The sequence below is a fragment of the Novosphingobium sp. genome (assembly GCF_965228995.1).
GTDB lineage: Bacteria > Pseudomonadota > Alphaproteobacteria > Sphingomonadales > Sphingomonadaceae > Novosphingobium.
Map to the genome: position 1 here is coordinate 2058804 of NZ_OZ245852.1, position 23970 is coordinate 2082773.

Annotated in this window: 27 protein-coding genes; 23 read left to right on the forward strand and 4 right to left on the reverse strand. The window is 64.9% G+C overall.

Going from position 1 to position 23970, the window contains the following annotated elements:
* The first annotated feature begins 11 nt into the window (after nucleotides 1-11).
* From ACO056_RS09655 to ACO056_RS09680, 6 genes are all read left to right on the forward strand, one after another.
* Entirely contained in the window at nucleotides 12-2558 is a 2547-nt protein-coding gene (locus ACO056_RS09655) for a penicillin-binding protein 1A (RefSeq protein ID WP_421846205.1), read from the forward strand.
* An 80-nt stretch (nucleotides 2559-2638) separates the two neighbouring features.
* A complete protein-coding gene (locus ACO056_RS09660) occupies nucleotides 2639-3181 on the forward strand; it encodes a peroxiredoxin (protein WP_421846206.1) in 543 nt (180 codons plus the stop codon).
* Nucleotides 3182-3270: 89 nt separating this feature from the next.
* Complete coding sequence (gene prfB, locus ACO056_RS09665; protein ID WP_421846207.1) at nucleotides 3271-4398, forward strand: peptide chain release factor 2; 1128 nt, start codon at nucleotides 3271-3273, stop codon at nucleotides 4396-4398.
* The gene (locus ACO056_RS09670) at nucleotides 4395-5156 is read left to right on the forward strand and encodes a class I SAM-dependent methyltransferase (RefSeq protein WP_421846208.1); all 762 of its coding nucleotides are present in this window, start codon (nucleotides 4395-4397) and stop codon (nucleotides 5154-5156) included. The genes prfB and ACO056_RS09670 overlap by 4 nt, the downstream gene beginning before the upstream one ends.
* A 9-nt stretch (nucleotides 5157-5165) precedes the next feature.
* Entirely contained in the window at nucleotides 5166-6587 is a 1422-nt protein-coding gene (locus tag ACO056_RS09675; RefSeq protein WP_421846209.1) for an NAD(P)H-dependent flavin oxidoreductase, read from the forward strand.
* A 4-nt stretch (nucleotides 6588-6591) separates the two neighbouring features.
* A complete protein-coding gene (locus tag ACO056_RS09680; RefSeq protein WP_421846210.1) occupies nucleotides 6592-7284 on the forward strand; it encodes an esterase/lipase family protein in 693 nt (230 codons plus the stop codon).
* Here the strand turns inward: ACO056_RS09680 and ACO056_RS09685 are convergent.
* The 3 genes from ACO056_RS09685 to ACO056_RS09695 are packed head-to-tail and all read right to left on the reverse strand — an operon-like array spanning nucleotide 7281 to nucleotide 10100.
* On the reverse strand, nucleotides 7281-7703 hold the full coding sequence (locus tag ACO056_RS09685) for an ester cyclase (RefSeq protein WP_421846211.1): 423 nt from the start codon (nucleotides 7701-7703) through the stop codon (nucleotides 7281-7283). The two genes, ACO056_RS09680 and ACO056_RS09685, sit on opposite strands and share 4 nt — an antisense overlap.
* A gap of 1 nt (nucleotide 7704) precedes the next feature.
* Nucleotides 7705-9024 (reverse strand): ammonium transporter, encoded by a 1320-nt coding sequence (locus tag ACO056_RS09690; protein ID WP_421846212.1) that lies wholly within the window; start codon nucleotides 9022-9024, stop codon nucleotides 7705-7707.
* 32 nt (nucleotides 9025-9056) lie between these two features.
* A complete protein-coding gene (locus ACO056_RS09695) occupies nucleotides 9057-10100 on the reverse strand; it encodes a 2-hydroxyacid dehydrogenase (protein ID WP_421846213.1) in 1044 nt (347 codons plus the stop codon).
* Here ACO056_RS09695 and ACO056_RS09700 point away from each other — a divergent pair.
* Nucleotides 10099-10692: an SH3 domain-containing protein gene (locus ACO056_RS09700; RefSeq protein WP_421846214.1), complete on the forward strand. Its 594-nt coding sequence runs from the start codon at nucleotides 10099-10101 to the stop codon at nucleotides 10690-10692. The two genes, ACO056_RS09695 and ACO056_RS09700, sit on opposite strands and share 2 nt — an antisense overlap.
* Before the next feature lie 100 nt (nucleotides 10693-10792).
* Here the strand turns inward: ACO056_RS09700 and ACO056_RS09705 are convergent, their stop codons facing one another.
* Complete coding sequence (locus ACO056_RS09705) at nucleotides 10793-11989, reverse strand: acetyl-CoA C-acyltransferase (RefSeq protein WP_421846215.1); 1197 nt, start codon at nucleotides 11987-11989, stop codon at nucleotides 10793-10795.
* A 127-nt stretch (nucleotides 11990-12116) separates the two neighbouring features.
* Here ACO056_RS09705 and ACO056_RS09710 point away from each other — a divergent pair, with 127 nt between their 5' ends.
* The 16 genes from ACO056_RS09710 to nuoK all read left to right on the forward strand — a co-directional run bounded on the left by ACO056_RS09710 (nucleotide 12117) and on the right by nuoK (nucleotide 23969).
* Nucleotides 12117-12857 carry a prepilin peptidase gene (locus ACO056_RS09710; protein ID WP_421855451.1) on the forward strand — a complete coding sequence of 247 codons (741 nt, stop codon included), beginning with the start codon at nucleotides 12117-12119 and terminating at the stop codon, nucleotides 12855-12857.
* A 186-nt stretch (nucleotides 12858-13043) separates the two neighbouring features.
* Nucleotides 13044-13430: an NADH-quinone oxidoreductase subunit A gene (locus ACO056_RS09715; RefSeq protein WP_421846216.1), complete on the forward strand. Its 387-nt coding sequence runs from the start codon at nucleotides 13044-13046 to the stop codon at nucleotides 13428-13430.
* A complete protein-coding gene (locus tag ACO056_RS09720) occupies nucleotides 13427-13984 on the forward strand; it encodes a NuoB/complex I 20 kDa subunit family protein (protein ID WP_421846217.1) in 558 nt (185 codons plus the stop codon). The genes ACO056_RS09715 and ACO056_RS09720 overlap by 4 nt, the downstream gene beginning before the upstream one ends.
* Nucleotides 13985-14105: 121 nt before the next feature.
* Nucleotides 14106-15017 carry an NADH-quinone oxidoreductase subunit C gene (locus tag ACO056_RS09725; RefSeq protein WP_421846218.1) on the forward strand — a complete coding sequence of 304 codons (912 nt, stop codon included), beginning with the start codon at nucleotides 14106-14108 and terminating at the stop codon, nucleotides 15015-15017.
* Nucleotides 15014-16225, forward strand: coding sequence for an NADH-quinone oxidoreductase subunit D (locus ACO056_RS09730; protein ID WP_421846219.1), 1212 nt, complete (start codon nucleotides 15014-15016; stop codon nucleotides 16223-16225). Before ACO056_RS09725 ends, ACO056_RS09730 begins: the two co-directional genes overlap by 4 nt.
* Nucleotides 16225-16446 (forward strand): superinfection immunity protein, encoded by a 222-nt coding sequence (locus ACO056_RS09735; protein ID WP_421846220.1) that lies wholly within the window; start codon nucleotides 16225-16227, stop codon nucleotides 16444-16446. The genes ACO056_RS09730 and ACO056_RS09735 overlap by 1 nt, the downstream gene beginning before the upstream one ends.
* Nucleotides 16446-16796 carry a nuclear transport factor 2 family protein gene (locus tag ACO056_RS09740; protein ID WP_421846221.1) on the forward strand — a complete coding sequence of 117 codons (351 nt, stop codon included), beginning with the start codon at nucleotides 16446-16448 and terminating at the stop codon, nucleotides 16794-16796. The genes ACO056_RS09735 and ACO056_RS09740 overlap by 1 nt, the downstream gene beginning before the upstream one ends.
* A 135-nt stretch (nucleotides 16797-16931) precedes the next feature.
* Entirely contained in the window at nucleotides 16932-17600 is a 669-nt protein-coding gene (locus ACO056_RS09745) for a complex I 24 kDa subunit family protein (protein ID WP_421846222.1), read from the forward strand.
* On the forward strand, nucleotides 17600-17776 hold the full coding sequence (locus ACO056_RS09750) for a hypothetical protein (protein WP_421846223.1): 177 nt from the start codon (nucleotides 17600-17602) through the stop codon (nucleotides 17774-17776). Before ACO056_RS09745 ends, ACO056_RS09750 begins: the two co-directional genes overlap by 1 nt.
* Nucleotides 17766-19055, forward strand: coding sequence for an NADH-quinone oxidoreductase subunit NuoF (gene nuoF, locus ACO056_RS09755; protein ID WP_421846224.1), 1290 nt, complete (start codon nucleotides 17766-17768; stop codon nucleotides 19053-19055). Before ACO056_RS09750 ends, nuoF begins: the two co-directional genes overlap by 11 nt.
* Nucleotides 19055-21064: an NADH-quinone oxidoreductase subunit NuoG gene (nuoG, locus tag ACO056_RS09760; protein WP_421846225.1), complete on the forward strand. Its 2010-nt coding sequence runs from the start codon at nucleotides 19055-19057 to the stop codon at nucleotides 21062-21064. The genes nuoF and nuoG overlap by 1 nt, the downstream gene beginning before the upstream one ends.
* Nucleotides 21061-22104 (forward strand): NADH-quinone oxidoreductase subunit NuoH, encoded by a 1044-nt coding sequence (gene nuoH, locus ACO056_RS09765; protein ID WP_421846226.1) that lies wholly within the window; start codon nucleotides 21061-21063, stop codon nucleotides 22102-22104. The genes nuoG and nuoH overlap by 4 nt, the downstream gene beginning before the upstream one ends.
* Nucleotides 22101-22550: a hypothetical protein gene (locus ACO056_RS09770; protein WP_421846227.1), complete on the forward strand. Its 450-nt coding sequence runs from the start codon at nucleotides 22101-22103 to the stop codon at nucleotides 22548-22550. Before nuoH ends, ACO056_RS09770 begins: the two co-directional genes overlap by 4 nt.
* A 1-nt stretch (nucleotide 22551) precedes the next feature.
* The gene (nuoI, locus tag ACO056_RS09775) at nucleotides 22552-23037 is read left to right on the forward strand and encodes an NADH-quinone oxidoreductase subunit NuoI (RefSeq protein ID WP_421846228.1); all 486 of its coding nucleotides are present in this window, start codon (nucleotides 22552-22554) and stop codon (nucleotides 23035-23037) included.
* A 12-nt stretch (nucleotides 23038-23049) separates the two neighbouring features.
* Nucleotides 23050-23667 (forward strand): NADH-quinone oxidoreductase subunit J, encoded by a 618-nt coding sequence (locus tag ACO056_RS09780; RefSeq protein WP_421846229.1) that lies wholly within the window; start codon nucleotides 23050-23052, stop codon nucleotides 23665-23667.
* A complete protein-coding gene (gene nuoK, locus ACO056_RS09785; protein WP_147158224.1) occupies nucleotides 23664-23969 on the forward strand; it encodes an NADH-quinone oxidoreductase subunit NuoK in 306 nt (101 codons plus the stop codon). The genes ACO056_RS09780 and nuoK overlap by 4 nt, the downstream gene beginning before the upstream one ends.
* Nucleotide 23970 lies beyond the last annotated feature (1 nt).

The window sequence follows — 23970 nt, forward strand, 5'->3', positions numbered from 1 at the left end:
GCGCGGCGCAGATGGCTAACGACCCTGGACTTCCCGACCCTGACGGTACCTCTGTGCGCTGGCGCATCCAGCGCAATGCGGCGGGCATTCTGGGCCGGGCCCGGCAGCTCTGGCGCGACCAGGTCTGGGTGCGCCGCGCCGGCTATGCGCTGGGCGTGCTGGTGCTTCTCTACGCGCTCCTCTGGGTCACGGTGATCCGCACCCTGCCATCGGCGGACAAGCTGCTGACCTATCAGCCGCCGCTGCCAACCATGGTGCGCGGCAATGATGGCGAGATTGTCTCGAGTTACGCGCGCGAGCGGCGCGTGCAGCTGCGCTATGTCGATTTTCCCGAGCCGCTGATCCACGCTTTCCTCTCGGCCGAAGACAAGTCGTTCTTCAGCCACGGCGGGGTGGATATCACCGGTCTGATCGGCGCGATGATCGACTACACGCTGAAGTTCGGATCGGGCGAGCGCGCGCGCGGCGGATCGACGATTACCCAGCAGGTCGCGAAGAACATCCTGATCGGCAACGAATATTCGGTCACGCGCAAGCTCAAGGAAATGATCCTCGCGCGGCGCATCGAAAGCGTGCTGACCAAGCAGCAGATCCTCGAGCTCTATCTCAACGAGATCCCGCTGGGGCGGCAGAGCTTTGGCGTGCAGGCTGCGGCGCGTGCCTATTTTGACAAGGACGTGGGCGACCTGAAGCTGCACGAAGTCGCGTTCCTCGCGATCCTGCCCAAGGCGCCAGAGACTTATGGCCGCGCCAAGTTTGCGGAAAAAGCGCTGGAGCGGCGTGCCTATGTGCTCGACCAGATGGTCAAGAACGGCTGGGCAACACCGGCCGAGGCCGCCGAGGCGAAGGCACAGCCGCTTGGCCTGGTGCAGCGGCGGGCAGAGAACTACACGGCGGATGCGGGATATTTCCTCGAGGAAGTGCGCCGCCAGCTGATCGACAAATTCGGGGAGAATGCCGACGACGGGCCTAACAGCGTCTATGCGGGCGGCTTGTGGGTGCGGACTTCGCTCGATACCGAACTGCAGACGGCCGCGCAGTCGGCGCTGCGTACGGGGCTCCTTCGCTTCAGCGGCGGACGGGCGTGGAGCGGGCCGATCTCGAAGCTCGATGTTTCGGGGAATTGGCAATCCGAACTGATCACCAGCAACCTTTCGATCCACTATCAGGACTGGCGGATCGGCGTAGTGCTGGAACGGCGCGGCGCCAATAATCAGGGAGGGGATGGCCGGATCGGCTTTGCCGATGGCAGCACCGGTCCGCTCTGGGCGATGCCGAGCGCGATGAAGCCGGGCGACGTGATCGCGGCGGCGCCTTCGGGCGGGGGCTGGTCGGTTCGTGTGATTCCCGAGGTTTCGGGCGGCATGGTGGTCGAGGATCCGCAGAGCGGGCGGGTGCTGGCCATGCAGGGCGGGTTTGATTCGCGGCTCGGCTCGTTCAACCGCGCGACGCAGGCGGCGCGCCAGCCCGGATCGACGATCAAGCCGTTCGTCTACGCGACAGCGCTCGATAACGGGATGACTCCGGCCTCGATGGTGCTCGATGGCACGTTCTGCGTCTATCAGGGCGCGGCGCTGGGGCAGAAGTGCTTCCGCAACTTCGGCAACGAAGGCGGTTCGGGCAGCCACACGATGCGCTGGGGGCTTGAGCAATCGCGCAACCTGATGACCGTGCGCATCGCCAACGACATCGGCATGGACAAGGTGGTCCGCACGATCAAGGGCGTCGGCATCGGCGATTATCAGCCCTATCTCTCGATGGCGCTGGGCGCTGGCGATACGACCGCCGCGAAGATGGCCAATGCATATGCCGCGCTTGCCAACCATGGCCGCCAGCATGAGCAGACGCTGGTCGACTATGTGCAGAACCGCGACGGCAAGGTGATCTGGAAGGCCGATAACCGCGATTGTAACGGCTGCAACATGGCGCAGTGGGACGGGCGGCCGATGCCGCGCATGAAGGTGACCGGCAGGCAGGTGATGGATCCGCGCACAGCCTACCAGGTGGTGCATATGCTGGAAGGCGTCGTCGTGCGCGGGACCGCGCTGACGCTGGCCGATCTCAAGCTGCCGCTGTTCGGCAAGACCGGCACCACATCGGGTCCGACCAACGTGTGGTTTGCCGGCGGCTCGCCCGATATCGTCAGCGCATTGTACCTTGGGTATGACCAGCCGCGCAGCCTTGGCGGCTATGCGCAGGGCGGGCGGATCGCTGCGCCGATCTTCAAGGACTTCGTGCAACTGACGCGCAAGCACTGGAGCGACACGCCCTTCACCGTGCCCGAAGGTATCCGCATGGTGAAGATCGACCGCGTGAGCGGACGGCAGGTCTTTGGCGGAACGCCGCAGGACTACGAACGACAGGCTTCGATCATCTGGGAGGCGTTCAAGCCCAACAGCGAACCGACCCGGACGTTCCGGCCCGAGGATCAGACGCTCAAGGACGCGGTGCTCGAGGCGATCCGCAAAGCCCGCGCGGCCAAGGGCGCCGATGCCGGCGGCGAAGACGTGCCGGTGGAAGAAGGCGACTTCGTCGAAGACAAGGGCGGCATCTACTAGGCGCGGCTGGGGGAGGGCTGCGAACGGCCTGCACCATTTGCCGGTTCCCGCCAGCGCATCATGCTGATAGATAGCGCGTCATGATCAAGCACATGCTGGCCGCTGCTGCGGCGCTCGCCCTTTTCGTTCCTGCTGCGGCCAACGCGGAACTGGCGCAGGGCGCCACCGCGCCCGATTTCACCACGATGGGTGCCCTTGCCGGCAAGCCGATGAAGGTGAACCTCAAGGCCCTGCTCGCGAAGGGGCCGGTGGTGCTCTATTTCTATCCCAAGGCGTTCACCTCGGGCTGCACGATGGAAGCGCACGCCTTTGCCGAAGCGACGGCGGAATTTGCCGCAGCCGGCGCCACGGTAATTGGCATGTCGAATGACGATCTGCCGACCTTGCAGAAGTTCTCCACCGCCGAATGCCGCGACAAGTTTACCGTGGCGAGCGCATCGAAGGACGTGATCAAGGCCTATGACGTTTCGCTCAAGGTCGCCGGCATTTCCAGCGGGCTGACCAAGCGCACCAGCTACGTGATCGCGAAGAACGGCAAGATCGTCCTCGTTCATTCGGACATGGACTATCGCGATCACGTGAAGCTCACGCTCGAGGCGGTCCAGAAGCTGAAGAAGGGCTGAGCGCCGGACGCCGCAGTCCCGGCGCCTCTTTACAAGGCGCGCGGCTTCGCTAAGCGGCTTGGCTCCCGCAATCTGGAGTGAGACCCGTCATGCGTGCCGAAGGGCAGGCCCACATCGATCGCATCGAAGCCGCGCTGCGGCTGGTGCGCAAGTTCCTCGACTGGGACCGCGCCGTGCGGCGGCTCGACGAGCTGAACGCGCGGGTCGAGGATCCCAAGCTGTGGGATGATCCCAAGGCGGCCGAGGTGTTGATGCGCGAGCGGCGGCGGCTTGAGGCCTCCATCGGTGCGGTCAACGAAATCAGCCGCGAGATGGCCGACGCGATCGAGTTCATCGAACTGGGCGAAGCCGAGGACGACGAAGCGACCGTGGCCGAGGGGCTGGCGACGCTGGCGGCGCTGGCCGGGCGCGCGGATGAGGACAAGGTCCAGGCGCTGCTCGCGGGCGAGGCGGACGGATCGAATGCGTTCCTCGAAGTCCACGCAGGTGCGGGCGGCACCGAGAGCCAGGATTGGGCCGAAATGCTCCAGCGCATGTACACGCGCTGGGCCGAGCGCCATGGCTTCAAGGTCGATCTGCTGGATTACCACGTGGGCGAAGCGGCGGGGATCAAGAGCGCCACGCTGCTGATCAAGGGCGAGAACGCCTACGGCTATGCCAAGACCGAAAGCGGCGTGCACCGGCTGGTGCGAATCAGCCCCTATGACAGTTCGGCGCGGCGGCACACTTCGTTCAGCTCGGTCTGGGTTTATCCCGAAATCGACGACAATATCGATATCGAGATCAATCCGGCTGACCTCAAGATCGATACCTATCGGGCCTCGGGTGCGGGCGGTCAGCACGTCAATACGACCGATTCGGCGGTGCGCATCACGCACGTGCCTTCGGGCATCGTAGTTGCCAGCCAGATCGACCGTTCGCAGCACAAGAACCGCGCGACCGCGATGGGCATGCTGAAGGCGCGGCTCTATGAAGCCGAACTCGCCAAGCGCGAAGCCGCGGCGAGCGGCGAATATGCGGCCAAGACCGAGATCGGCTGGGGCCACCAGATCCGTTCCTACGTGCTGCAGCCCTATCAGCAGGTGAAGGACCTGCGCACGGGCGTCGTCAGCACCAACCCGACCGACGTGCTTGATGGCGCGCTCGATCCCTTCATGGCCGCCGCGCTTGCGCAGCGGGTGACCGGCGAGAAGGTGACCGTGGAAGACGACGATTGAGCACGCGCTCAGTCCCGGTGGCTGGGCTGCTGGCTGGGCTGCTGGCGCTGGCCGCCTGCCGCGCCGATGCGGGCGATGCCGATCGCGCGCCGCAGGACCGGGCATTTCCGCGTGCGGAGCGGCCGGTGGCCAGGATTGTTTCTACCCAGTGGTCGACCGAGCAGCTGCGGGACAAGCAGGGCGAAGCGTCCAGCGTGATGGACGAGGCCGAAGTTGCGCCCGGCATGACGGTCGCGGACATCGGCGCGGGCGAGGGTTATTACACGGTGCGGCTTGCGGCGCGCGTCGGCGAAAAGGGCCGCGTGCTGGCGCAGGACATCGACGAGGGCGCGCTGCGGCGGCTTGGCGCGCGCATCGAGCGCGAGCAACTGACAACCGTCTCGATCAAGCAGGGCGCTCCAGATGATCCGCGCCTGCCGCCGCGAAGCTTCGACCGCGTGTTCATGATTCACATGTACCATGAGATCGCCGAACCTTATCCTTTCCTGTGGCGGCTGTGGCCGGCGCTCAAGGCGGGTGGCTCAGTGATCGTGGTCGATGCGGAGCGGCCGACCGATCAGCACGGGACGCCATCGGCCCTGCTTTTTTGCGAATTCGAGACAGCGGGCTTTCGCTTGACCGCGTTTCGCCGTAAGCCGGATGTATCAGGCTATTATGCTCAGTTCGTACCCGCGGGCAGCGGGCCGCCGGAGCCGAGCAAGATGCGATCATGCCATGCCGGGGTTTATGCCGGTGGGGGCAAGGTTGGGGGTCTCTAAGGGAAGACGATGTCTGCGTTCAAGGGTTTGAAGCCGATCCTGTATGGCGGCCGCGAAGTGTGGCCTCTTGTTGAGGGTGGGAAGGGTGTCGCGGCGACCAATCATGCCAGTTCGGGCGCGTGGGCGGCTGCGGGCGGAATCGGCACGGTCAGCGCGGTTAATGCCGACAGTTATGATCCCACCGGCAAGATCGTCCCGCAGGTCTATAACCAGCTGACCCGCAAGGAGCGCCATGAGCAGCTGATCCGCTATGCCATTGATGGCGCAGTGGAACAGGTGCGCCGCGCCTATGATCTGGCCAGCGGCCCGAATGGCATGCGGGGCGCGATCAACATCAACGTCCTGTGGGAAATGGGCGGCGCGCAGCCGATCCTCGAAGCGGTGCTGGAGAAGACCAGGGGCCTCGTTTCCGGGGTCACCTGCGGCGCGGGCATGCCTTACAAGCTTTCCGAAATCGCGGCGCGCTACGGGGTTAACTATCTGCCCATCGTTTCCTCGGGACGCGCGTTTCGCGCGCTGTGGAAGCGGGCCTATCACAAGGTGCCCGAGCTTCTGGGCGCGGTGGTCTATGAGGATCCGTGGCTGGCAGGCGGTCACAATGGCCTCTCCAACGCCGAGGACCCGAAGAAGCCAGAGGACCCCTATCCGCGCGTGAAGGTGCTGCGCGAGGTCATGCGTACCGAGGGCGTGCCGGATAGCGTGCCGATCGTGATGGCAGGCGGCGTGTGGTTCCTGCGCGAGTGGGACAACTGGATCGACAACCCCGAGCTTGGCTCGATTGCCTTCCAGTTCGGCACGCGTCCGCTGTTGACCGAGGAAAGCCCGATTCCCCAGGCCTGGAAGGAGCATCTGCGCACGCTCGAGCCGGGTGATGTGCTGCTCCACCGCTTCTCGCCGACGGGGTTCTATTCCTCCGCCGTGCGCAACCCGTTCCTGCGCGCGCTGGAAGCACGCTCCGAGCGGCAGATTCCTTATTCCAAGGTCTCCGCCGGCGAGCATACTGTGCAGCTCGACGTCGGGGTGAAGGGCAAGAACTTCTGGGTGACTCCGGCGGACCGCGACCGCGCCCGCACATGGTTCGGCGCCGGGTTTACCCATGCGCTGCGCACGCCCGACGATACCGTGGTCTTCGTGACGATGGCAGAGCGCGAGGAAATCCAGCAGGACCAGAAGGACTGCATGGGCTGCCTTTCACATTGCGGGTTCTCTTCGTGGAAGGACCACGATGACTACACCACCGGGCGCCTCGCCGATCCGCGCAGCTTCTGCATCCAGAAAACCCTGCAGGAAATCGCGCATGGCGGGCCGATCGACGAGAACCTGATGTTTGCGGGGCACGCGGCCTATCGCTTCAAGCAGGACCCGTTCTATTCCAACAACTTCACGCCCACCGTGAAGCAGCTGGTGGACCGCATCCTGACGGGGGACTGAGGCTTTGGCAGCAGACCCCGCCAAGGCCCCGCCGCGCTGGCGCTGGGCGCTGGAGTTCCTGGCCTTGCCGCAGATCCAGGCGGCGCCCTTGCGCCGCCCTGTCGTCGTGCCGCCGTTCGGGCAGGGGCGGCCAGTTATCGTGATCCCGGGGCTGCTTTCGAACGATCGTTCGACCGCGCTGCTGCGCAATTCGCTCAGCAAGGCGGGATTTGTCGTCGAAGGCTGGGAGCAGGGGCTCAATACCGGCGCCCGGCCAGCGCAGATCGCCCGGCTCGAAGCGCGGATGTGCGACCTTGCAGCGCGCACCGGCGAGCCGGTCGTGCTGATCGGTTGGAGCCTTGGCGGCCTGTTTGCGCGCGTGCTGGCGCAGCGGCATCCCGGTGCCTGCAGGCTGGTGGTAACGCTCGGTTCGCCCTTTTCGGGCGACCGCCGGGCAAACAACGCCTGGCGGGTCTATGAGGCGCTCAACGATCACACGGTGGATGCGCCGCCCTTTCCAGAGGACCCGGGCGTGAAGCCGCCTGTGCGAACGATTGCGGTCTGGTCAAAGCGAGACGGCATCGTCGCAGCACGCTGCGCTGCGGGCGAGGCGGGGCAGGCTGACCGGCTAGTGGAAGTGCCGTACAAGCACTTCGAACTGGCCAGCGCGCGCGGTGCGGTGGCGGCGGTGCTGCGGATCTTGCGCGAAGAGCTCTAGGTCCGGTTCGCCTGCAACTGCTGGAACACGCCGAGCCGGTCGGCAATCTGCCAGTGGCCGGTGATCCGGTCTTCACTGTCGAACCCGTAGGCCGTCGCGCCGGACATGCGGATCGTGCTGCCGGTGGCGGGGAATCCGGGAAAATCGCCCAGATGCGTGGCCTCCCACGTCCAGGTCATGATCACGGCGTCTTCGTCTTCGGCCATGCGCAGCACCGTGAAGCGTTGATCCGGGAACGGCGCGCGCGATTGCAGCAGCCTTTCGGCAAACCCGGCAGGGTCCAGCGTGCGGCCTTCCCATGGATCGCCGGGATCATGGTGGATGGTGTAGGCCGGGGCGAGATAGCCCGGTACAGCGGCGGCATCGCCGCGGTTCCACACGGCTTCGATGAAGGCGGCGAGCCTTGCCTTGCGCCCCACCTTATTCGAACTCCCACGCGCGTTCGCCGTGGCTGGTGAGATCGAGGCCTTCGCGCTCCTCGTCCTCGCTCACGCGCATCGGGATGACCATGGCGACGGCTAGCGCACAGATTACCGTGCCGAGCGCGCTCCAGCCTGCCACGACGCCGACCCCGGCGCCCTGCGCAAAGAGCTGGCGGACGAGGCCCATGCCTTCGTTGTAGCCGATCCCGCCGAGCGACGGTTCGAGAAACACCGCGAGGAGCAGCGAACCGATGATGCCGCCCACGCCGTGTACCGCGAAGACATCGAGCGAATCGTCGATTTCGAAGCGGCGCTTCACCAGGAGGATCATCGGGTAGCAGACAGCCGCGGCGGCAAGGCCGAAGACGATGGCCGCGCCGGGAGCGATAAAGCCCGCGGCCGGCGTGACCGTCGCCAGTCCGGCCACTGCGCCTGTGGCAAAGCCGACCGAGGTCGGCTTGCCGATGCTGATCTTTTCGATGACGAGCCATGCGAGCGCGGCAGCACAGGCGGCGGCATGGGTATTGATGATCGCCGAGGCCGCATCGTCGGTGGCGGTGAGCGCGGAGCCGCCGTTGAAGCCGAACCAGCCGACCCACAGCATCGCCGCGCCAATCATGGTGAGCGCAGGCGAATGCGGCAGCATCTGCGTCTTGGGGAAGCCGGTGCGCTTGCCGAGCAGCAGCGCAACGACGAGCGCGGAGACTCCGGCGGTGGTATGGACGACGATGCCGCCGGCATAGTCCATGGTGCCGAGACGGCTCGCAAGCCAGCCGCCGCCCCAGATCCAGTGCGCGACAGGGGCGTAGACGATCAGGGTCCACAGCGCGGCGAAAGCGACAACCCAGCCGAAGCGGGCGCGATCGACCCAGGCGCCGACCATCAGCGCGGGCGTGATTGCCGCGAACATCATCTGGAACAGGGCAAAAGCGCTCTCTGGAACGAGCGTGCCTTCGCGGACATTGCCGAGCTGGGCGAGCATCCAGGCCGAGCCGCCACCGATCCACCCATTCGAAACCGGGCCGAACGCAAGCGTGTAGCCGACCATGATCCACAGCAGCGAGGTGATCGCGGCAATCGCTCCGATCTGGATGGCCACCGCAAGGAAGCCCTTGGCGCGCACCAGTCCGCCATAGAACAGCGTAAGGCCGGGCAGTGTCATCAGCAGGATCAGCGCGGTCGAAGCGAGCAGCCAGGCCGTATCGCCGCTGTCAGCCGCGTCGAGCGCTTCAACCGGCACGTCTGCGCTCTGGGCATGGGCGAGAACAGGCAGCGCGAGGGCGCTGGCGGCAAGTGCCACCGCGATGAACTTCTTCATTGGCAATTCTCCCCCACGCGGCCTGTTCTGTTTTACGCCCAGCCTTCGAGTACCTGATCGGGCGGACGGTGGCCATCGGCCCAGAAGCGGATATTGGCAATGACCTTGTCGCCCGAGGCGGTGCGCCCCTCGAATGTCCCGCTGCCCATGTGAGGCAGCAAAGAGACATTGCCGAGTGCGAGCAGGCGCTGGTCGATCTTCGGCTCGTGCGCGAACACGTCGAGCCCGGCACCGCCGATGCGGCCGGCCTGAAGCGCCTCGATCAGCGCGTTCTCATCCACCACATCGCCGCGCGCGGTGTTCACGAGATAGGCTTCGGGCTTCATCAGCGCGATACGGCGCGCGTCCATCAGGAAGTGGGTTTCGGGAGTCGAGGGGCAGTGGAGCGTAACGATGTCCGCCTCGCTCACCAGAGTATCGATATCGGCCTCATACCGCGCGCCGACCATGCGCTCGAACGCTTCGGGGAGGCGCTGGCGATTGTGGTAGACCACCTCGAGCCCGAAGGCGCGCGCACGGTGAGCGACGGCCTGGCCGATGCGGCCCATGCCGATGATGCCAAGGCGCTTGCCGCTGATACGGTGGCCGAGGAGAGTTGAAGGCGCCCACCCGGCCCAATCGCCCGAGCGGATCACGCGGCCGCCTTCGGCAAGGCGGCGCGAGACGGCGATGATGAGCCCCATCGTCATGTCGGCCGTATCATCGGTAAATACGCCGGGGGTATTGGTGACGAGGATCTTGCGCGCACGGGCTGCGGCGAGGTCGATATGGTCGGTGCCTGCGCCGAAGCTGGCAATGAGGCCAAGCTGCGGGCCGGCGGCGGCAATGAGCTCCGCATCGATCCGGTCCGTGACGGTGGGGACAAGCACATGGGCTTCCTGCATCGCGGCCCTGATCTCGTCCTGCGACAGCGCCCGATCATCGGGATTGAGCGTCACGTCGAACAGTTCGGCCATGCGCGCCTCGGTCTCGGGCAGCAGGCGGCGAGTCACGAAGACGCGGGGGCGGCCTTCGATCCGGCGGGTGGGCCGGTAGTCGGCGCCTGGGGAACCGGCGGGGGTGTGAGCGGGGGCCATGACCTATCGCTATGCCGCCTCGCCGCCTCCGGTCAAGCACCCGGTTGCCCAAGGCCGCGAATGCTGTATCGCAGGGTGGAACGCGGGTGATGGAGGACGGTTGATCGTGAGGCGTGGCGGACCCCGGTTTGCAATCCTGATGGTGCTGGCCATGACGGTGCTGGCCATGCTGATGGCCGCGCCGGTGCGCGCTGCGGACGATGACAGCGGTCCCTACTGGGCCTCGCTGCGCGGCCAGCCCGCCAATCTGCGCGTTGGGCCGGGGCGCGAATACCGCATCAGCTGGGTCTATGTGCGCGCAGGGCTGCCGATGAAGGTGCTGCGCATGATCGGCGGATGGCGGCTTGTCGAGGATATCGACGGCGCGCGCGGTTGGATGCTCGCGCAGTTCCTCTCACGCACGCGCACCGCGACGGTGAAGGGCGGCATTGCCGAAATCCGTGAGAATTCCGACGGTTCGGGCCGCCTGCTGTGGCGCGCCGAGCCGGGGGTGACAGGCAAGCTGGGCGATTGCGGCGCGGCCTGGTGCAAGTTCGATATCGACGGCCGGCGCGGTTTTGTGGCCAAGGCCGCTGTCTGGGGTGCCGATTGAGACTACACCTCCGGCCTGCCTGATGGCGGGCCACCTCCCCATTTGTGCCGAGCAAAAATGGGGGGGGCCTGAAAAATAGGGACAGTCCCTATTTTCCTGTTCAGACCAGTTCGATCGCAACCGCGGTGGCTTCACCGCCGCCGATGCACAGGCTGGCAACGCCGCGCTTCTTGCCGTGGCGCTGGAGCGCGCCGATCAGCGTGGTGACAATGCGCGCACCCGAAGCGCCGATGGGATGGCCGAGCGCAGTCGCGCCGCCGTGGACGTTGATCTTCTCATGCGGGATGCCGAGATCGTGCATCGCGAACATCGCGACGCAGGCGAAGGCTTCGTTGACTTCGAACAGATCGACATCGGCCACGCTCCACCCGGCACGGTCAAGCAGCTTGGTGATGGCGCCGACGGGAGCGGTGGTGAAGTCCTTGGGTGCTTGCGCGTGCGCAGCCATGGCGACAACGCGGGCAACGGGCGTGAGGCCATCGGCGGCGGCAACGCTCTCACGCGTGAGAACGAGCGCGGCGGCACCGTCCGAGATCGAGGACGAGGTGGCCGCAGTGATCGTGCCGTCCTTGGCGAAGGCAGGCTTCAGGGCCGGGATCTTGTCAGGCTTGCCTTTGCCGGGGGCCTCGTCGGTATCGACCACAGTTTCGCCTGCACGGCTGACGACCTTCACCGGCGCGATTTCGGCGACAAAGGCACCATCGGCAATCGCGGTCTGCGCGCGGCGCAGCGATTCGATGGCGTAGGCGTCCTGCTGTTCGCGGGTCAGCTGGTAATCGTTGGCGGTGTCCTGCGCGAAAGTGCCCATGGCGCGGCCCGCTTCGTAGGCATCTTCAAGGCCGTCGAGGAACATGTGATCATAGGCCGTATCGTGGCCGATGCGCGCGCCCGAGCGGTGCTTCTTGAGCAGGTAGGGCGCGTTCGTCATGCTTTCCATGCCGCCCGCGACGACCATGTCGATGCTGCCCGATGCGAGCGCTTCGGCGCCCATGATCATGGCCTGCATGCCCGAGCCGCAGACCTTGTTCACCGTCGTCGCCTGGACCGAGGTGGGCAGGCCCGCATGGATCGCGGCCTGGCGCGCCGGCGCCTGGCCGAGGCCGGCGGGCAGCACGCAGCCCATGTAGACGCGGTCGACCTTCTCGCCCGCGATCCCCGCGCGCTCGACCGCAGCTTTTACGGCGGTGGCGCCGAGCTGGGTGGCAGAGACATCGGACAGAGCGCCCTGCATGGCGCCCATCGGGGTGCGCGCGAAGGACAGAATGACGACCGGATCTGCGGCGGAGAATTGGACCATGGAAACTATTCCTGTGCTAAGGGACCGCGCCTGGCCCCGGGGGCTGCCGATCATGTAGCCGCCGGAGCACACGAATACAATTGATGCGGGGACGCAAAGCTATGCGGGGATCGGTGAATTGACGCTCGTGCTGATCCTTGGCGCCATGGTGCTGGGCGCGGTCGTTGGAAGCTTCCTCGGCGCTGCGCTGGTGCGGCTGCCCGATGGGCGGTCGGTGCTGGTGGGGCGCTCGATGTGCGACACGTGCGACAAGGAGCTGACTCCGGCCGAGCTTATCCCGATCGTTTCGTGGGTGATCCAGGGCGGGAAGTGCCGCGAGTGCGGCTCTGCCATCGATCGCTGGCAGCTCGCGGCAGAAGTGGGCGGCTCGGCGATCGGCGCGATCGCCGTACTGCTGAGCTACTTTCCGATCTGGGCCATGCTGCTCGGCTGGCAGCTGCTGCTGCTGGCAATGCTGGACTTGCGCCATATGTGGCTGCCGCGCCAACTTTCGGCGCTGCTGGGGGCAACCGGCGCGCTGTTTGCGCTGGTCATGGGATACTGGGCCGATGACGTCATGATCCTTGTCCAGTCGCTCGTCGGCGGGGTCTTCGGGTTCGCGGTGCTGTGGCTGCTGGGGCAGGGCTATCAGGCCTGGCGCGGTCAGGAAGGGCTGGGCGGCGGTGATCCCCCGCTGCTGGGCGCGATCGGGCTGTGGCTGGGGCCGCTTGGGGTAATCCACACGCTGCTGGTGGGGAGCCTTGCCGGGTTGGCGGTCGCGGCCGTGCTGTGGCGCGCGGGCAAGCACATCACGCCCGACACGATGCTACCACTTGGGACCTTGCTCGCGGTGGCGGCGTGGCCGGTGTTCCTGTGGCAGGGTTTTTGAGAATGCGAAGCGTTATTACTATTTGAACATTCGTATGCAGCGCCAAAGAGCACGCAAAACTGCGCTGCGCGGGGTCATCCACAGACAAAAGCGAGATATTAGAGCCTCATCGGGCTATGCCGCACTTGCGCAGGCGGGCTGCCGGGACTAGGGCGCGCACGACATAGAAACAGGCGAGTCAGCCCCTTGGCCCAATCACTGCCCTATCTCGCGCACTATCTGCCGATCCTCATCTTCCTCGGCATCGCGCTCGCGCTTTCCTGCGCTTTCGTGTTCCTGCCGATGGGGGTGGCCCGGCTGACCGGCGCGCACAATCCGAACGCCGAAAAACTCAGCGAGTATGAGTGCGGCTTCCCCGCGTTCGAAGACCCGCGCAGCCAGTTCGACGTGCGCTTCTACCTCGTGGCGATCCTGTTCATCATCTTCGACCTTGAAGCAGCGTTCCTGTTTCCCTGGGCGGTGAGCCTCAAGGAAAGCGGCTGGGCCGGCTGGGGCACGATGATGGTGTTCCTGTTCGAACTGATCATCGGCTTTATCTACGCCTGGAAGAAAGGGGCGCTGGACTGGGAATGAGCACCGTGGGTTCCTCTTCGATCATCCCGGCGACCGCGGCAGACCTGCCGACCGCGCCCGATCAGGCTTTCTTCGACGGCCTCAATGCCGAGGTTTCGGACAAGGGTTTTCTTGTCGTCGGCACCGAGGAACTGTTCCAGTGGGCGCGCACCGGCTCGCTGTGGTGGATGACCTTCGGGCTCGCCTGCTGCGCGGTCGAGATGATCCATGTGAACATGCCGCGCTATGACATGGAACGCTTCGGGGTCGCCCCGCGCGCGTCCCCGCGCCAGTCGGACGTGATGATCGTGGCCGGCACGCTGTGCAACAAGATGGCCCCGGCGCTGCGCAAGGTCTACGATCAGATGTCGGATCCCAAGTACGTCATCTCGATGGGCAGCTGCGCCAATGGCGGCGGCTATTACCACTACAGCTATTCGGTGGTGCGCGGCTGCGATCGCATCGTGCCCGTCGATATCTACGTACCGGGCTGCCCGCCGACGGCAGAGGCACTGCTGTATGGCGTGATGCAGCTGCAGCGGAAAATCCGCCGGATGGGGACGCTGGAGCGGTGAGCGCTGTGATCCTTCGACAAGCTCAGGATGAGCGGACCTTGTGTGTGGTCCTTACCCCAACCCCGCTCGTGCTGAGCCTGTCGAAGCACGTTGGCGCGGCGCCAGCGGAAAGGGCTCTGGCATGACTGTGCTTCATCCCGCCCCCCGCTATTCGCCGTTTGATGGCGTGCTGGAAACGCTGAGCGGCGCGCTTGGCGCAGATGTAATTTCCGCGCGCGAGCAGCACGGCGAAATCGTGATCCATGTCGTGCGCGAGCGGATCGTCGATGTGCTGCGCGCCCTTCGCGATGAGCACCATTACCAGCAGCTGATGGACATCGCGGGGGCCGACTATCCCTCGCGGCCCGAGCGGTTCGAGGTCGTCTACTGCCTGCTTTCGCTGACGAAGAACCACCGCCTGATCGTCAAGGTCTCGACCGATGAGGCAACCCCGGTGCCGACCGCGACGGTGCTCTGGCCGAACGCCAACTGGTACGAGCGAGAAGTCTACGACATGTACGGCGTGCTGTTCGCCGGACACCCGGACTTGCGCCGCATCCTCACCGACTACGGCTTCCAGGGCCATCCGTTCCGCAAGGACTTCCCGCTGACCGGCTATGTCGAGCTGCGCTATTCGGAAGAGGACAAGCGCGTGGTCTACGAGAAGGTCGAGCTGGCGCAGGACCTGCGGCAGTTCGATTTCATGAGCCCGTGGGAAGGCGCGGACTACGTGCTGCCGGGTGACGAGAAGGCCGCTGCGCCGCCTCCCGCGCCGGCCGCTGCGCCCGCCGCTCGCAAGGCGGACACGCCCAAGACGACCGAAACCAAGGCCGACACCGGGGCGGGCGAGCCTGCCAATGCGAAGGCCTCGGAGCCCGTTTCGCCCGGCGCGCCGGCGGATAGCGCGACACCCGCACCCAGCGCCCCTGATCCGACCGAGGATCGCCCGGCCCGCAAGCCGCGCGCGAAGAAGCAGCCGACGGTGCCTGTTGGGGGTGAGGCTGAAAAGCCCAAGCGGACGCGCAAGCCGAAGACCGATGGAGGCGAGGCATGAGCCTGCAACTGGAACAGTCGCCCACCACCAGCGATGAGGTCATCAGCAACTACACGATCAACTTCGGCCCGCAGCACCCGGCGGCGCACGGCGTGCTGCGCATGGTGATGGAGCTGGACGGCGAGATCATCGAGCGGATCGATCCGCATGTCGGCCTGCTCCACCGCGGCACCGAAAAGCTGATCGAGCACAAGACCTACCTGCAGGCGCTGCCCTACTTTGACCGGCTGGACTACTGCTCGCCTCTCGCGATGGAGCACTCCTATGTGCTGGCGATCGAGAAGCTGCTCAACATCGAAGTGCCGCTGCGCGCGCAGTATTTGCGCGTCCTGTTTGCCGAACTGACGCGCATCTGTAACCACATGCTGAACCTCGGTTCGCACGTAATGGACGTCGGCGCGATGACGCCGAACCTGTGGCTGTTCGAGATCCGCGAGGACTGCCTCAACTTCTTCGAACGCGCTTCGGGTGCGCGCATGCATGCGGCGTGGTTCCGCCCCGGCGGCGTGCACCAGGACGTGCCGCTCAAGCTGCTGACCGACATTGCCGACTGGCTCGACACGCGGCTGCCGCAGATCTTCGAGGACGCGATGAGCCTCGTGGTCGACAACCGCATCTTCAAGCAGCGCAATGTCGATATCGCGGTGGTGAGCCGCGAGGACGCGATTGCCTGGGGCTTTTCCGGCCCGATGATCCGCGCGGCGGGCATTCCGTGGGACCTGCGCAAGAGTCAGCCCTACGACGTCTATGACCGTATGGACTTCGAGATCCCGGTGGGCACGCGCTCGGATTGCTACGACCGGTTCATGGTCCGCGTCGAAGAAGTGCGCCAGTCCGCGCGCATCATGAAGCAGTGCCTTGCGGAAATGCCCGAAGGCCCGGTTTCGAGCAGCGACCGCAAGGTCGTGCCGCCCAAGCGCGGCGAGATGAAGCAATCGATGGAAGCGCTGATCCATCACTTCAAGCTCTACACCGAAGGCTTCCACGTGCCGGCGGGCGAAGTCTACGTCGCGACCGAAAGCCCCAAGGGCGAGTTCGGCGTCTATCTCGTGTCGGACGGTTCGAACAAACCGTACCGCTGCAAGATCCGGCCGACTGCATTTTCGCACCTGCAGGCGATGGACTTCATGTCGAAGGGCCACATGCTCCCCGACGCGACCGCCATTCTGGGCGCCATCGATGTGGTGTTCGGGGAGTGTGACCGGTGATGAGCCTTTCTCTGCCCCATTTGATCGTTTTGCTGATCGTTTTGCCGCTATCATTCGCGCCAACTATAATCGCGTTCAGCCGCAAGCATGCAAAGAAGTGGCTTGTTTTGGCACTTAATTTGCTGGCTGGCTGGACCGGGATCGGTTGGATTCTGGCCCTTATCTGGGCTATCATCGGCAAGCCGGCCAACGCTGAGACATCAACGGACGGAGTCTTCTGATGTCGGGCCTCGCCACCGCCAAGGCCATGATCGCTGCTTACAACGCCCAGGATGTGGATACTTACGTCTCCTACATGACCGACGATGCCTGCGAGGCGAACTATCGCGGTGATGTCGTGCGCGAAGGCAAGGAAGGCACGCGTTCCGGCCTTGCCGCCGCTTTCGCTCGCTGGCCGCAGAACCATGCCGAGATCGTCGAGGCGCAGGCCATCGGCGCTTATGTTGTGATGCGTGAGCATGTGACGCGCGGGGCCTCGACCGATGGTTCGGCGCTGGTCGAGCCGTTCGATGTGATCGCTGTCTATTCTTTTGAGGGCGATAAGTGCTCTCGGGTGGAGTTCATTCGCTGATGGCTCACCATCTTTTCTTCGTCATTCCCGCGAAGGCGGGAATCCAGTCGCGCGGCGGTGCTTGTGGGCTCTGGACCCCCGCCTTCGCGGGGGTGACGAAAGGGTGTGCGGGGCCGACGAGATTGGGGAATACACGTGGCTGACCGTCATATCGAACCCGATACCCCCGCGCTGCGGGCGCGTTGGGGCAGCTTTGTCTGGACGGCGGAGAACGCCGAGAAGGCCAAGGACATCATCGCGCGCTATCCGGCCGGGCGGCAGCGTTCGGCGGTGATGCCGCTGCTCGATCTGGCGCAGCGCCAGGTCGGCGCCGAGGAGAATACGCAAGGCTGGCTGCCAATTCCGGTGATGGAATATGTGGCGCAGCAGCTCGACATGCCGATCATCCGCGTGGTCGAAGTCGCAACGTTCTACACGATGTACAACATCGCCCCCATCGGCCGCTTCCACGTGCAGGTCTGCGGGACGACGCCGTGCATGCTGCGCGGGTCTGACGACATCATGGCGGCTTGCAAGGCGCGCGGGCTCCATAAGGGCCACACGACCGACGACGGCCTGTTCACGCTGACCGAAGTGGAATGCATGGGAAACTGCTCCTCCGCGCCGATGGTCCAGATCAATGACGACAACTACGAGGACCTGACCGCGGCGGACATGACGCGCATCCTCGATGAACTCGCCGCGGGCAAGCAGCCCAAGACGGGCACGCAGCTGCCGGGCCGTCACACCGTCGAGCCGGCCGGCGCGCTCAGTTCGCTGACCGCGATGGCGACCGCCAACCACGATTACCGGGGGGAATGGTGATGGCCCTCAAGCCAATCCTGATTGCCGTGGGTGCGGTGCTGATGGGGCTGGGCATGCTCGATCTGGCGCGTGACGGCTCGCTCGGCGGCTGGGCGATTGCCGTTGCCGCGCTGCTGATCGCCTTTGCGACGCGCGGCGATGCGCCGAAGAAGAACGGAGCGGACAATGCTCGCTGACAAGGACCGCATTTTCACCAACCTCTACGGCTACCAGCCGTGGAACCTGAAAGCGGCGCAGGCGCGCGGGGATTGGGACAATACCAAGGCCCTGATGGAGCGCGGGCAGGACGCGATCATTCAGGAAATCAAGGACTCCGGCCTGCGCGGTCGTGGCGGTGCGGGGTTCCCGACCGGCATGAAGTGGTCGTTCATGCCCAAGGAATCGAAGGACGGCCGTCCGAGTTTCCTCGTCATCAATGCCGACGAGTCCGAGCCGGGTTCGTGCAAGGACCGCGAGATCATCCGCCACGATCCGCACAAGCTGATCGAAGGCGCGTTGGTCGCGGGCTATGCGATGCGCGCACGGGCCGCCTACATCTACATTCGCGGCGAATATATCCGCGAGGCCGAGACGCTGTTTGCGGCGGTGGCGGAAGCCTATGAGGCAGGGCTGCTGGGCAAGAACGCCTGCGGTTCGGGCTATGATTTCGATGTGTTCGTGCACCGGGGCGCGGGCGCCTACATCTGCGGCGAAGAGACCGCGATGATCGAGAGCCTTGAGGGCAAGAAGGGCCAGCCGCGCCTCAAGCCGCCGTTCCCGGCAGGCGCAGGGCTCTATGGCTGCCCGACGACGGTGAACAATGTCGAGAGCATCGCGGTCGCGCCGACGATCCTGCGGCGCGGCGCTTCGTGGTTCTCGTCCTTCGGGCGCGACAACAACAAGGGCACCAAGCTCTTCCAGATCAGCGGGCATGTTGAGCGGCCCTGCGTGGTGGAAGAGGCGATGAGCATTCCGTTCAGCGAGCTGATCGAAAAGCACTGCGGCGGCATTCGCGGCGGGCGCGACAATCTGCTCGCGGTGATCCCCGGCGGTTCCTCGGTGCCCTTGGTGCCGGCAGCGGAAATCTGGGACGCGCCGATGGACTTTGACGGGCTCAAGGCCGTCGGCTCGGGCCTCGGCACGGCGGCGGTGATCGTGATGGACAAGTCCACCGATATTGTCCGCGCGATTGCCCGCCTTTCGTACTTCTACAAGCACGAAAGCTGCGGCCAGTGCACGCCGTGCCGCGAAGGCACCGGCTGGATGTGGCGCGTGATGGAACGCCTGCGCACCGGTGATGCAGCAGTCGAAGAGATCGACATGCTCCAGCAGGTGACCAAGCAGGTCGAAGGCCACACCATCTGCGCGCTGGGCGACGCGGCGGCCTGGCCGATCCAGGGCCTGATCAAGCACTTCCGGCCCGAGATCGAGCGCCGGATTGCCGAGAACAGCGCGATGCAAGAGGCAGCAGAATAATGCCTAAACTCAAAGTAGATGGCGTAGAGCTCGAAGTCCCCGCAGGCGCGACGGTGCTGCAGGCGTGCGAGCTGGCGGGCAAGGAAATCCCCCGCTTCTGCTATCACGAGCGGCTCAGCATTGCGGGCAATTGCCGCATGTGTCTGGTCGAAGTGAAGCCCGGGCCGCCCAAGCCGCAGGCTTCGTGCGCGCTGCCAGCCTCCGAGGGGCAGGAAATCCGCACCGACAGCGAAATGGTCAGGAAGGCGCGCGAAGGGGTGATGGAGTTTCTCCTCATCAACCACCCGCTCGATTGCCCGATCTGCGATCAGGGCGGCGAATGCGATCTGCAGGACCAGTCGGTCGCTTATGGCCGGGGCAAGTCGCGCTATGACGAGAACAAGCGCGCCGTAACCGACAAGTACATGGGCCCGCTGATCAAGACGACGATGACCCGCTGCATCCACTGCACCCGCTGCGTGCGCTTCTCGGAAGAGATCGCTGGCGTGGACGAGATCGGCGCGCTCTATCGGGGCGAGGGGATGCAGATTTCGACGTACCTTGAAGGCGCGGCGAAGCACGAGCTTTCGGCCAATGTGATCGACTTGTGCCCGGTCGGCGCGCTGACCTCGAAGCCCTATGCGTTCGAGGCGCGGCCTTGGGAGCTGAAGAAGACGCTGGGCATCGACGTGTCCGACGCGGTCGGTTCCAACATCCGTATCGACAGCCGGGGCCGTGAGGTCCTGCGCATCCTGCCGCGCGTGAACGACGATGTGAACGAGGAATGGCTGTCTGACCGCGCGCGCTATGTGGTCGATGGGCTGACGCGGCGGCGGCTGGATAAGCCGTGGCTGCGCCGGGATGGCAAGCTGGTCGCCGCGAGCTGGGCTGAGGCGTTTGACGCTGTGGCGAAGATCAATCCGGGCGCTGCGGTGGCGGTGATCGCGGGCGATCAGGTCGATTGCGAGACGATGTTTGCCGCCAAGGCCCTGGCGCGCGGGCTGGGGTCCAGCTTGCTGGAGGGCCGCCAGACCGGGCTGGCCTATACCGCAAGCAACATGGCCGCCGTGGCGTTCAACTCGACGCTGAACGGCATCGAGGAGGCCGACGCGGTGCTGATCGTGGGCAGCCACGTGCGCGATGAAGCTCCACTGGTGAACACCCGGCTGCGCAAGGCGGCCAAGAAAGGCGCGAAGGTTTTCGTGATCGGCGCGGCCTGGCAGCCGACTTATCCGGCGGCGTTCCTTGGCGATGATGCCGCGATCCTGAACGATGTGCCTGCCGAAGTGGTGGCCGCGTTCGAAGGCGCAAAGAAGCCTGCGATCGTGATTGGCGGGGCCGGCCTTGCCAGGGGCGCGCTTGAAGCGGGTCTGGCCTTTGCCGAGCGGTTCAAGCTGGTCACCGAAGAGTGGAACGGCTTCAACGTGCTGCACATGGCCGCGAGCCGCATGGGCGGGCTGATGCTGGGCTATGCGCAGCCGGGCGGGCTGGGCGATCTGGTTGCCGCTAGCCCCAAGATGGTGATCTCGCTGGGGGCGGACGAGGTGGATTACACCAAGTTTGCCGGCTCGATGATCGTGCATATCGGCCACCATGGTGACAAGGCGGCGCATGCGGCGGACGTCATCCTGCCGGCGGCGGCCTTCACCGAGAAGGACGGCACTTACGTCAACACCGAAGGCCGCGTGCAGTATTCCGAACGCGCGGTCTATGCACCGGGCGACGCGCGCGAGGACTGGACGATCCTGCGCGCCATGGCCGATGCGCTGGGGGTTTCGGTCGGCTTCGATAGCTTCGAACAGCTGCGCGCGGCGATGATTGCCGAAGTGCCTGCGCTGGGTTCGGAAGGGCTGGCCGATTATGGCGCACTTCCTGCGGCTCCTCATGGGGCGAAGGCGGAGGGCGTGATCGCGGGCTACCCGATCAAGGACCACTACCTCACGAACGCCATCGCGCGTTCGAGCCCGACGCTGCAGCGCTGCTCGGCAGAACTGCTGCACGGCGAGACTTTTGCGGAGGCCGCGGAATGATCCCGTTTTTTGAAGCGCTCGGCCTTTCCTACGAGGCTGCCTGGGGCCTTTCCACGGTGCTGGAAATCCTGCTGATCGCCCTGCCGGTGATGCTGGCGGTGGCGCTGGTGATCTATGCCGACCGCAAGATCTGGGCCTCGATGGCGCTGCGGCGCGGGCCCAACGTGGTGGGGCCGTTCGGCATCCTCCAGTCGTTTGCGGACGGACTGAAGGTGTTCCTGCAGGAAACCATCATTCCTTCGGCGGCGAACAAGGGTCTGTTCCTGATCGCCCCGATCATCACCTTCACCGTGGCGCTGATGGCCTGGGCGGTGATCCCGTTCAATTCGGGCGCGGTGCTGGCGGATATCAATGTCGGCCTGCTCTATGTCCTCGCGATCTCGTCGCTGGGGGTTTACGGGGTGGTGATCGCGGGCTGGTCGTCCAACTCGAAATACCCGTTTTTCAGCGCGATGCGTGCGTCCGCTCAGATGATTTCCTATGAAGTCTCGATCGGGTTCATCCTGATCTGTGTGGTGCTGTGGGCGGGTTCGTTCAATCTGAATGAGATCGTCAAGGCGCAGAAGGACCACGTCTGGATCATCAACGGTTTCGTGGCGAACCCGCTGCTGTTCCCGGTCTGGGTGATGTTCCTGATCTCCGGCATGGCCGAAACCGCGCGTGCACCGTTCGACCTGACCGAGGCGGAAAGCGAGCTCGTTGCGGGCTATCAGACCGAATATTCCTCGATGGCCTTCGCGCTCTATTGGCTGGGCGAATATGCCAACGTGCTGCTGATGTGCGCGCTGAATGCCACCCTGTTCTGGGGCGGCTGGCTGCCGCCGCTGGACATTCCGGTGCTCTATCTGCTGCCGGGTGTGGTGTGGCTGGTGATCAAGATCTGCGGCTTCTTCTTCATCTTCAGCTGGGTCAAGGCGACGGTGCCGCGCTACCGCTATGACCAGCTGATGCGGCTGGGCTGGAAGATCTTCCTGCCGCTTTCGCTGTTCTTCGTGTTCGCGATCAGCGGGTATCTGATGGCGACGGGGCACTACGCGTGATGCACGCTACCTCCACACGCTCCTTGGTCATGAGTTTGGCGGCTGCCCTGTGTGCTGGGTGGGCACCTGCCAACGCCTATGCCGCTGACCAGATCTACTCATGCCAGTATTTCACCAGCCCCGGCCAACTCAAGAAGGCTGCATCGCGCGTAGACCTGACGTTGGTTGAACATGGCGACGGAAAGAGCTGGACGTTGACTTGGCCGGACAACCGGACCGTGGCGGCAGCACAGGCTGAGGTATCGTTTGGCTGCATGGGCAGGTCCAACGGACTCGTCTGGTCCGAGGGTGCCAAGCGCCGCGTTGCCTTTACTTGCTTTTCCGATGTTCATTCAGGTGGTCAGGGGGCGTTCTTCTGGCTTTCTATGAAGCACCCATCTCTCTTCCAGATGCCCGGATATGGGTGTCAGTCCGTGACCGAACCGGCCAAGCCGGTGGAGCAATAGAATGACCGTCTCGCAGATCATCAAGAGCTTCACGCTGTGGGAGTTCCTCAAGGCGCACTGGCTGACCTTTAAGTACCTCTTCAAGCCCAAGGCGACGATCAACTACCCGTTCGAGAAGAACCCGCTCTCCCCGCGCTTTCGCGGTGAGCATGCGCTGCGCCGTTATCCCAATGGCGAGGAGCGCTGCATTGCGTGCAAGCTGTGCGAGGCGGTGTGCCCGGCGCAGGCGATCACCATCGAGGCCGAGCCGCGTGACGACGGCAGCCGCCGCACCACGCGCTATGACATCGACATGACCAAGTGCATCTTCTGCGGCTTTTGCCAGGAAGCCTGCCCGGTCGATGCCATCGTCGAGGGGCCGAACTTCGAATACGCGACCGAAACGCGCGAGGAATTGCTCTACGACAAGACCAAGCTGCTCGCCAACGGGGACAAGTGGGAGCGTGCGCTGGCCGCGAACCTTGAAGCCGATGCACCGTACCGCTAGGGGCCGCGCCACATGATCCAGGTCTTTGCCTTCTATCTGTTCACGGCGATCATGCTGTTCAGCGCGCTTTCCGTGATCTTCGCCCGCAATCCGGTGCATTCGGTGCTGTGGCTGATCCTGTCGTTCTTCAACGCGGCGGGGCTGATGGTGCTGGTGGGTGCGGAGTTCATCGCGATGCTGCTGGTCATCGTCTATGTCGGCGCGGTCGCGGTGCTGTTCCTGTTCGTGGTCATGATGCTCGACATCGACTTTTCGGAAATGCGCGCCGGGTTCATCAAGAATGCGCCGCTGGGGCTGCTGATTGCACTGGTGCTGCTGGTCGAGCTCGGCATGGGCGTTGGCGTCTGGCACGCCGGTGCGCTGCAGCTGGGCGTGGCGGATGGCGCTTCGGCGACGCCGGAGGGGCTTTCCAATACCGCCGCCATCGGCGCGCTGCTCTACACGCGCTACCTGTTCCTGTTCGAGGCGGCGGGGATCATCCTGCTTGTCGCGATGATCGGCGCGATCGTGCTGACGCACCGCCAGCGCGGCGATACGCGCGGGCAGAACGTGGGCCGCCAGGTCGCGCGCCGGCCTGAGGACGCGACGGTCAACGTCAAGCCCGCCATCGGGCAGGGGGTGACGCTGTGATTGGTATCGAACATTATGTGGCGGTGAGCTCGATCCTGTTCGTGCTCGGCGTGCTGGGGATCTTCCTCAATCGCAAGAACGTGATCGTCATCCTCATGGCGATCGAGCTGATCCTGCTGGCGGTGAACATCAACTTCGTGGCGTTCAGCGCCTTCCTGCACGACCTCGTCGGCCAGATCTTCGCGATGTTCGTGCTGACGGTGGCGGCGGGCGAGGCGGCGATCGGGCTTGCCATTCTCGTCATCTACTTCCGCGGCCGGGGCACGATTGCCGTGGACGACGTCAACCGGATGAAGGGGTAAC

Bases quoted from the DNA above. Each gene is read 5' to 3' on its own strand.
- ACO056_RS09735 (WP_421846220.1), top strand. From the start codon at position 16,225: ATGAGCCTTTCTCTGCCCCATTTGATCGTTTTGCTGATCGTTTTGCCG.
- ACO056_RS09690 (WP_421846212.1), bottom strand. From the start codon at position 9,024: ATGAAGAAGTTCATCGCGGTGGCACTTGCCGCCAGCGCCCTCGCGCTG.
- ACO056_RS09705 (WP_421846215.1), bottom strand. From the start codon at position 11,989: ATGGTCCAATTCTCCGCCGCAGATCCGGTCGTCATTCTGTCCTTCGCG.
- ACO056_RS09660 (WP_421846206.1), top strand. From the start codon at position 2,639: ATGATCAAGCACATGCTGGCCGCTGCTGCGGCGCTCGCCCTTTTCGTT.
- ACO056_RS09695 (WP_421846213.1), bottom strand. From the start codon at position 10,100: ATGGCCCCCGCTCACACCCCCGCCGGTTCCCCAGGCGCCGACTACCGG.
- nuoF (WP_421846224.1), top strand. From the start codon at position 17,766: ATGCTCGCTGACAAGGACCGCATTTTCACCAACCTCTACGGCTACCAG.
- ACO056_RS09740 (WP_421846221.1), top strand. From the start codon at position 16,446: ATGTCGGGCCTCGCCACCGCCAAGGCCATGATCGCTGCTTACAACGCC.
- ACO056_RS09655 (WP_421846205.1), top strand. From the start codon at position 12: ATGGCTAACGACCCTGGACTTCCCGACCCTGACGGTACCTCTGTGCGC.
- nuoG (WP_421846225.1), top strand. From the start codon at position 19,055: ATGCCTAAACTCAAAGTAGATGGCGTAGAGCTCGAAGTCCCCGCAGGC.
- ACO056_RS09780 (WP_421846229.1), top strand. From the start codon at position 23,050: ATGATCCAGGTCTTTGCCTTCTATCTGTTCACGGCGATCATGCTGTTC.
- ACO056_RS09730 (WP_421846219.1), top strand. From the start codon at position 15,014: ATGAGCCTGCAACTGGAACAGTCGCCCACCACCAGCGATGAGGTCATC.
- ACO056_RS09700 (WP_421846214.1), top strand. From the start codon at position 10,099: ATGACCTATCGCTATGCCGCCTCGCCGCCTCCGGTCAAGCACCCGGTT.
- prfB (WP_421846207.1), top strand. From the start codon at position 3,271: ATGCGTGCCGAAGGGCAGGCCCACATCGATCGCATCGAAGCCGCGCTG.
- ACO056_RS09750 (WP_421846223.1), top strand. From the start codon at position 17,600: ATGGCCCTCAAGCCAATCCTGATTGCCGTGGGTGCGGTGCTGATGGGG.
- ACO056_RS09675 (WP_421846209.1), top strand. From the start codon at position 5,166: ATGTCTGCGTTCAAGGGTTTGAAGCCGATCCTGTATGGCGGCCGCGAA.
- nuoI (WP_421846228.1), top strand. From the start codon at position 22,552: ATGACCGTCTCGCAGATCATCAAGAGCTTCACGCTGTGGGAGTTCCTC.
- nuoH (WP_421846226.1), top strand. From the start codon at position 21,061: ATGATCCCGTTTTTTGAAGCGCTCGGCCTTTCCTACGAGGCTGCCTGG.
- ACO056_RS09720 (WP_421846217.1), top strand. From the start codon at position 13,427: ATGAGCACCGTGGGTTCCTCTTCGATCATCCCGGCGACCGCGGCAGAC.
- ACO056_RS09725 (WP_421846218.1), top strand. From the start codon at position 14,106: ATGACTGTGCTTCATCCCGCCCCCCGCTATTCGCCGTTTGATGGCGTG.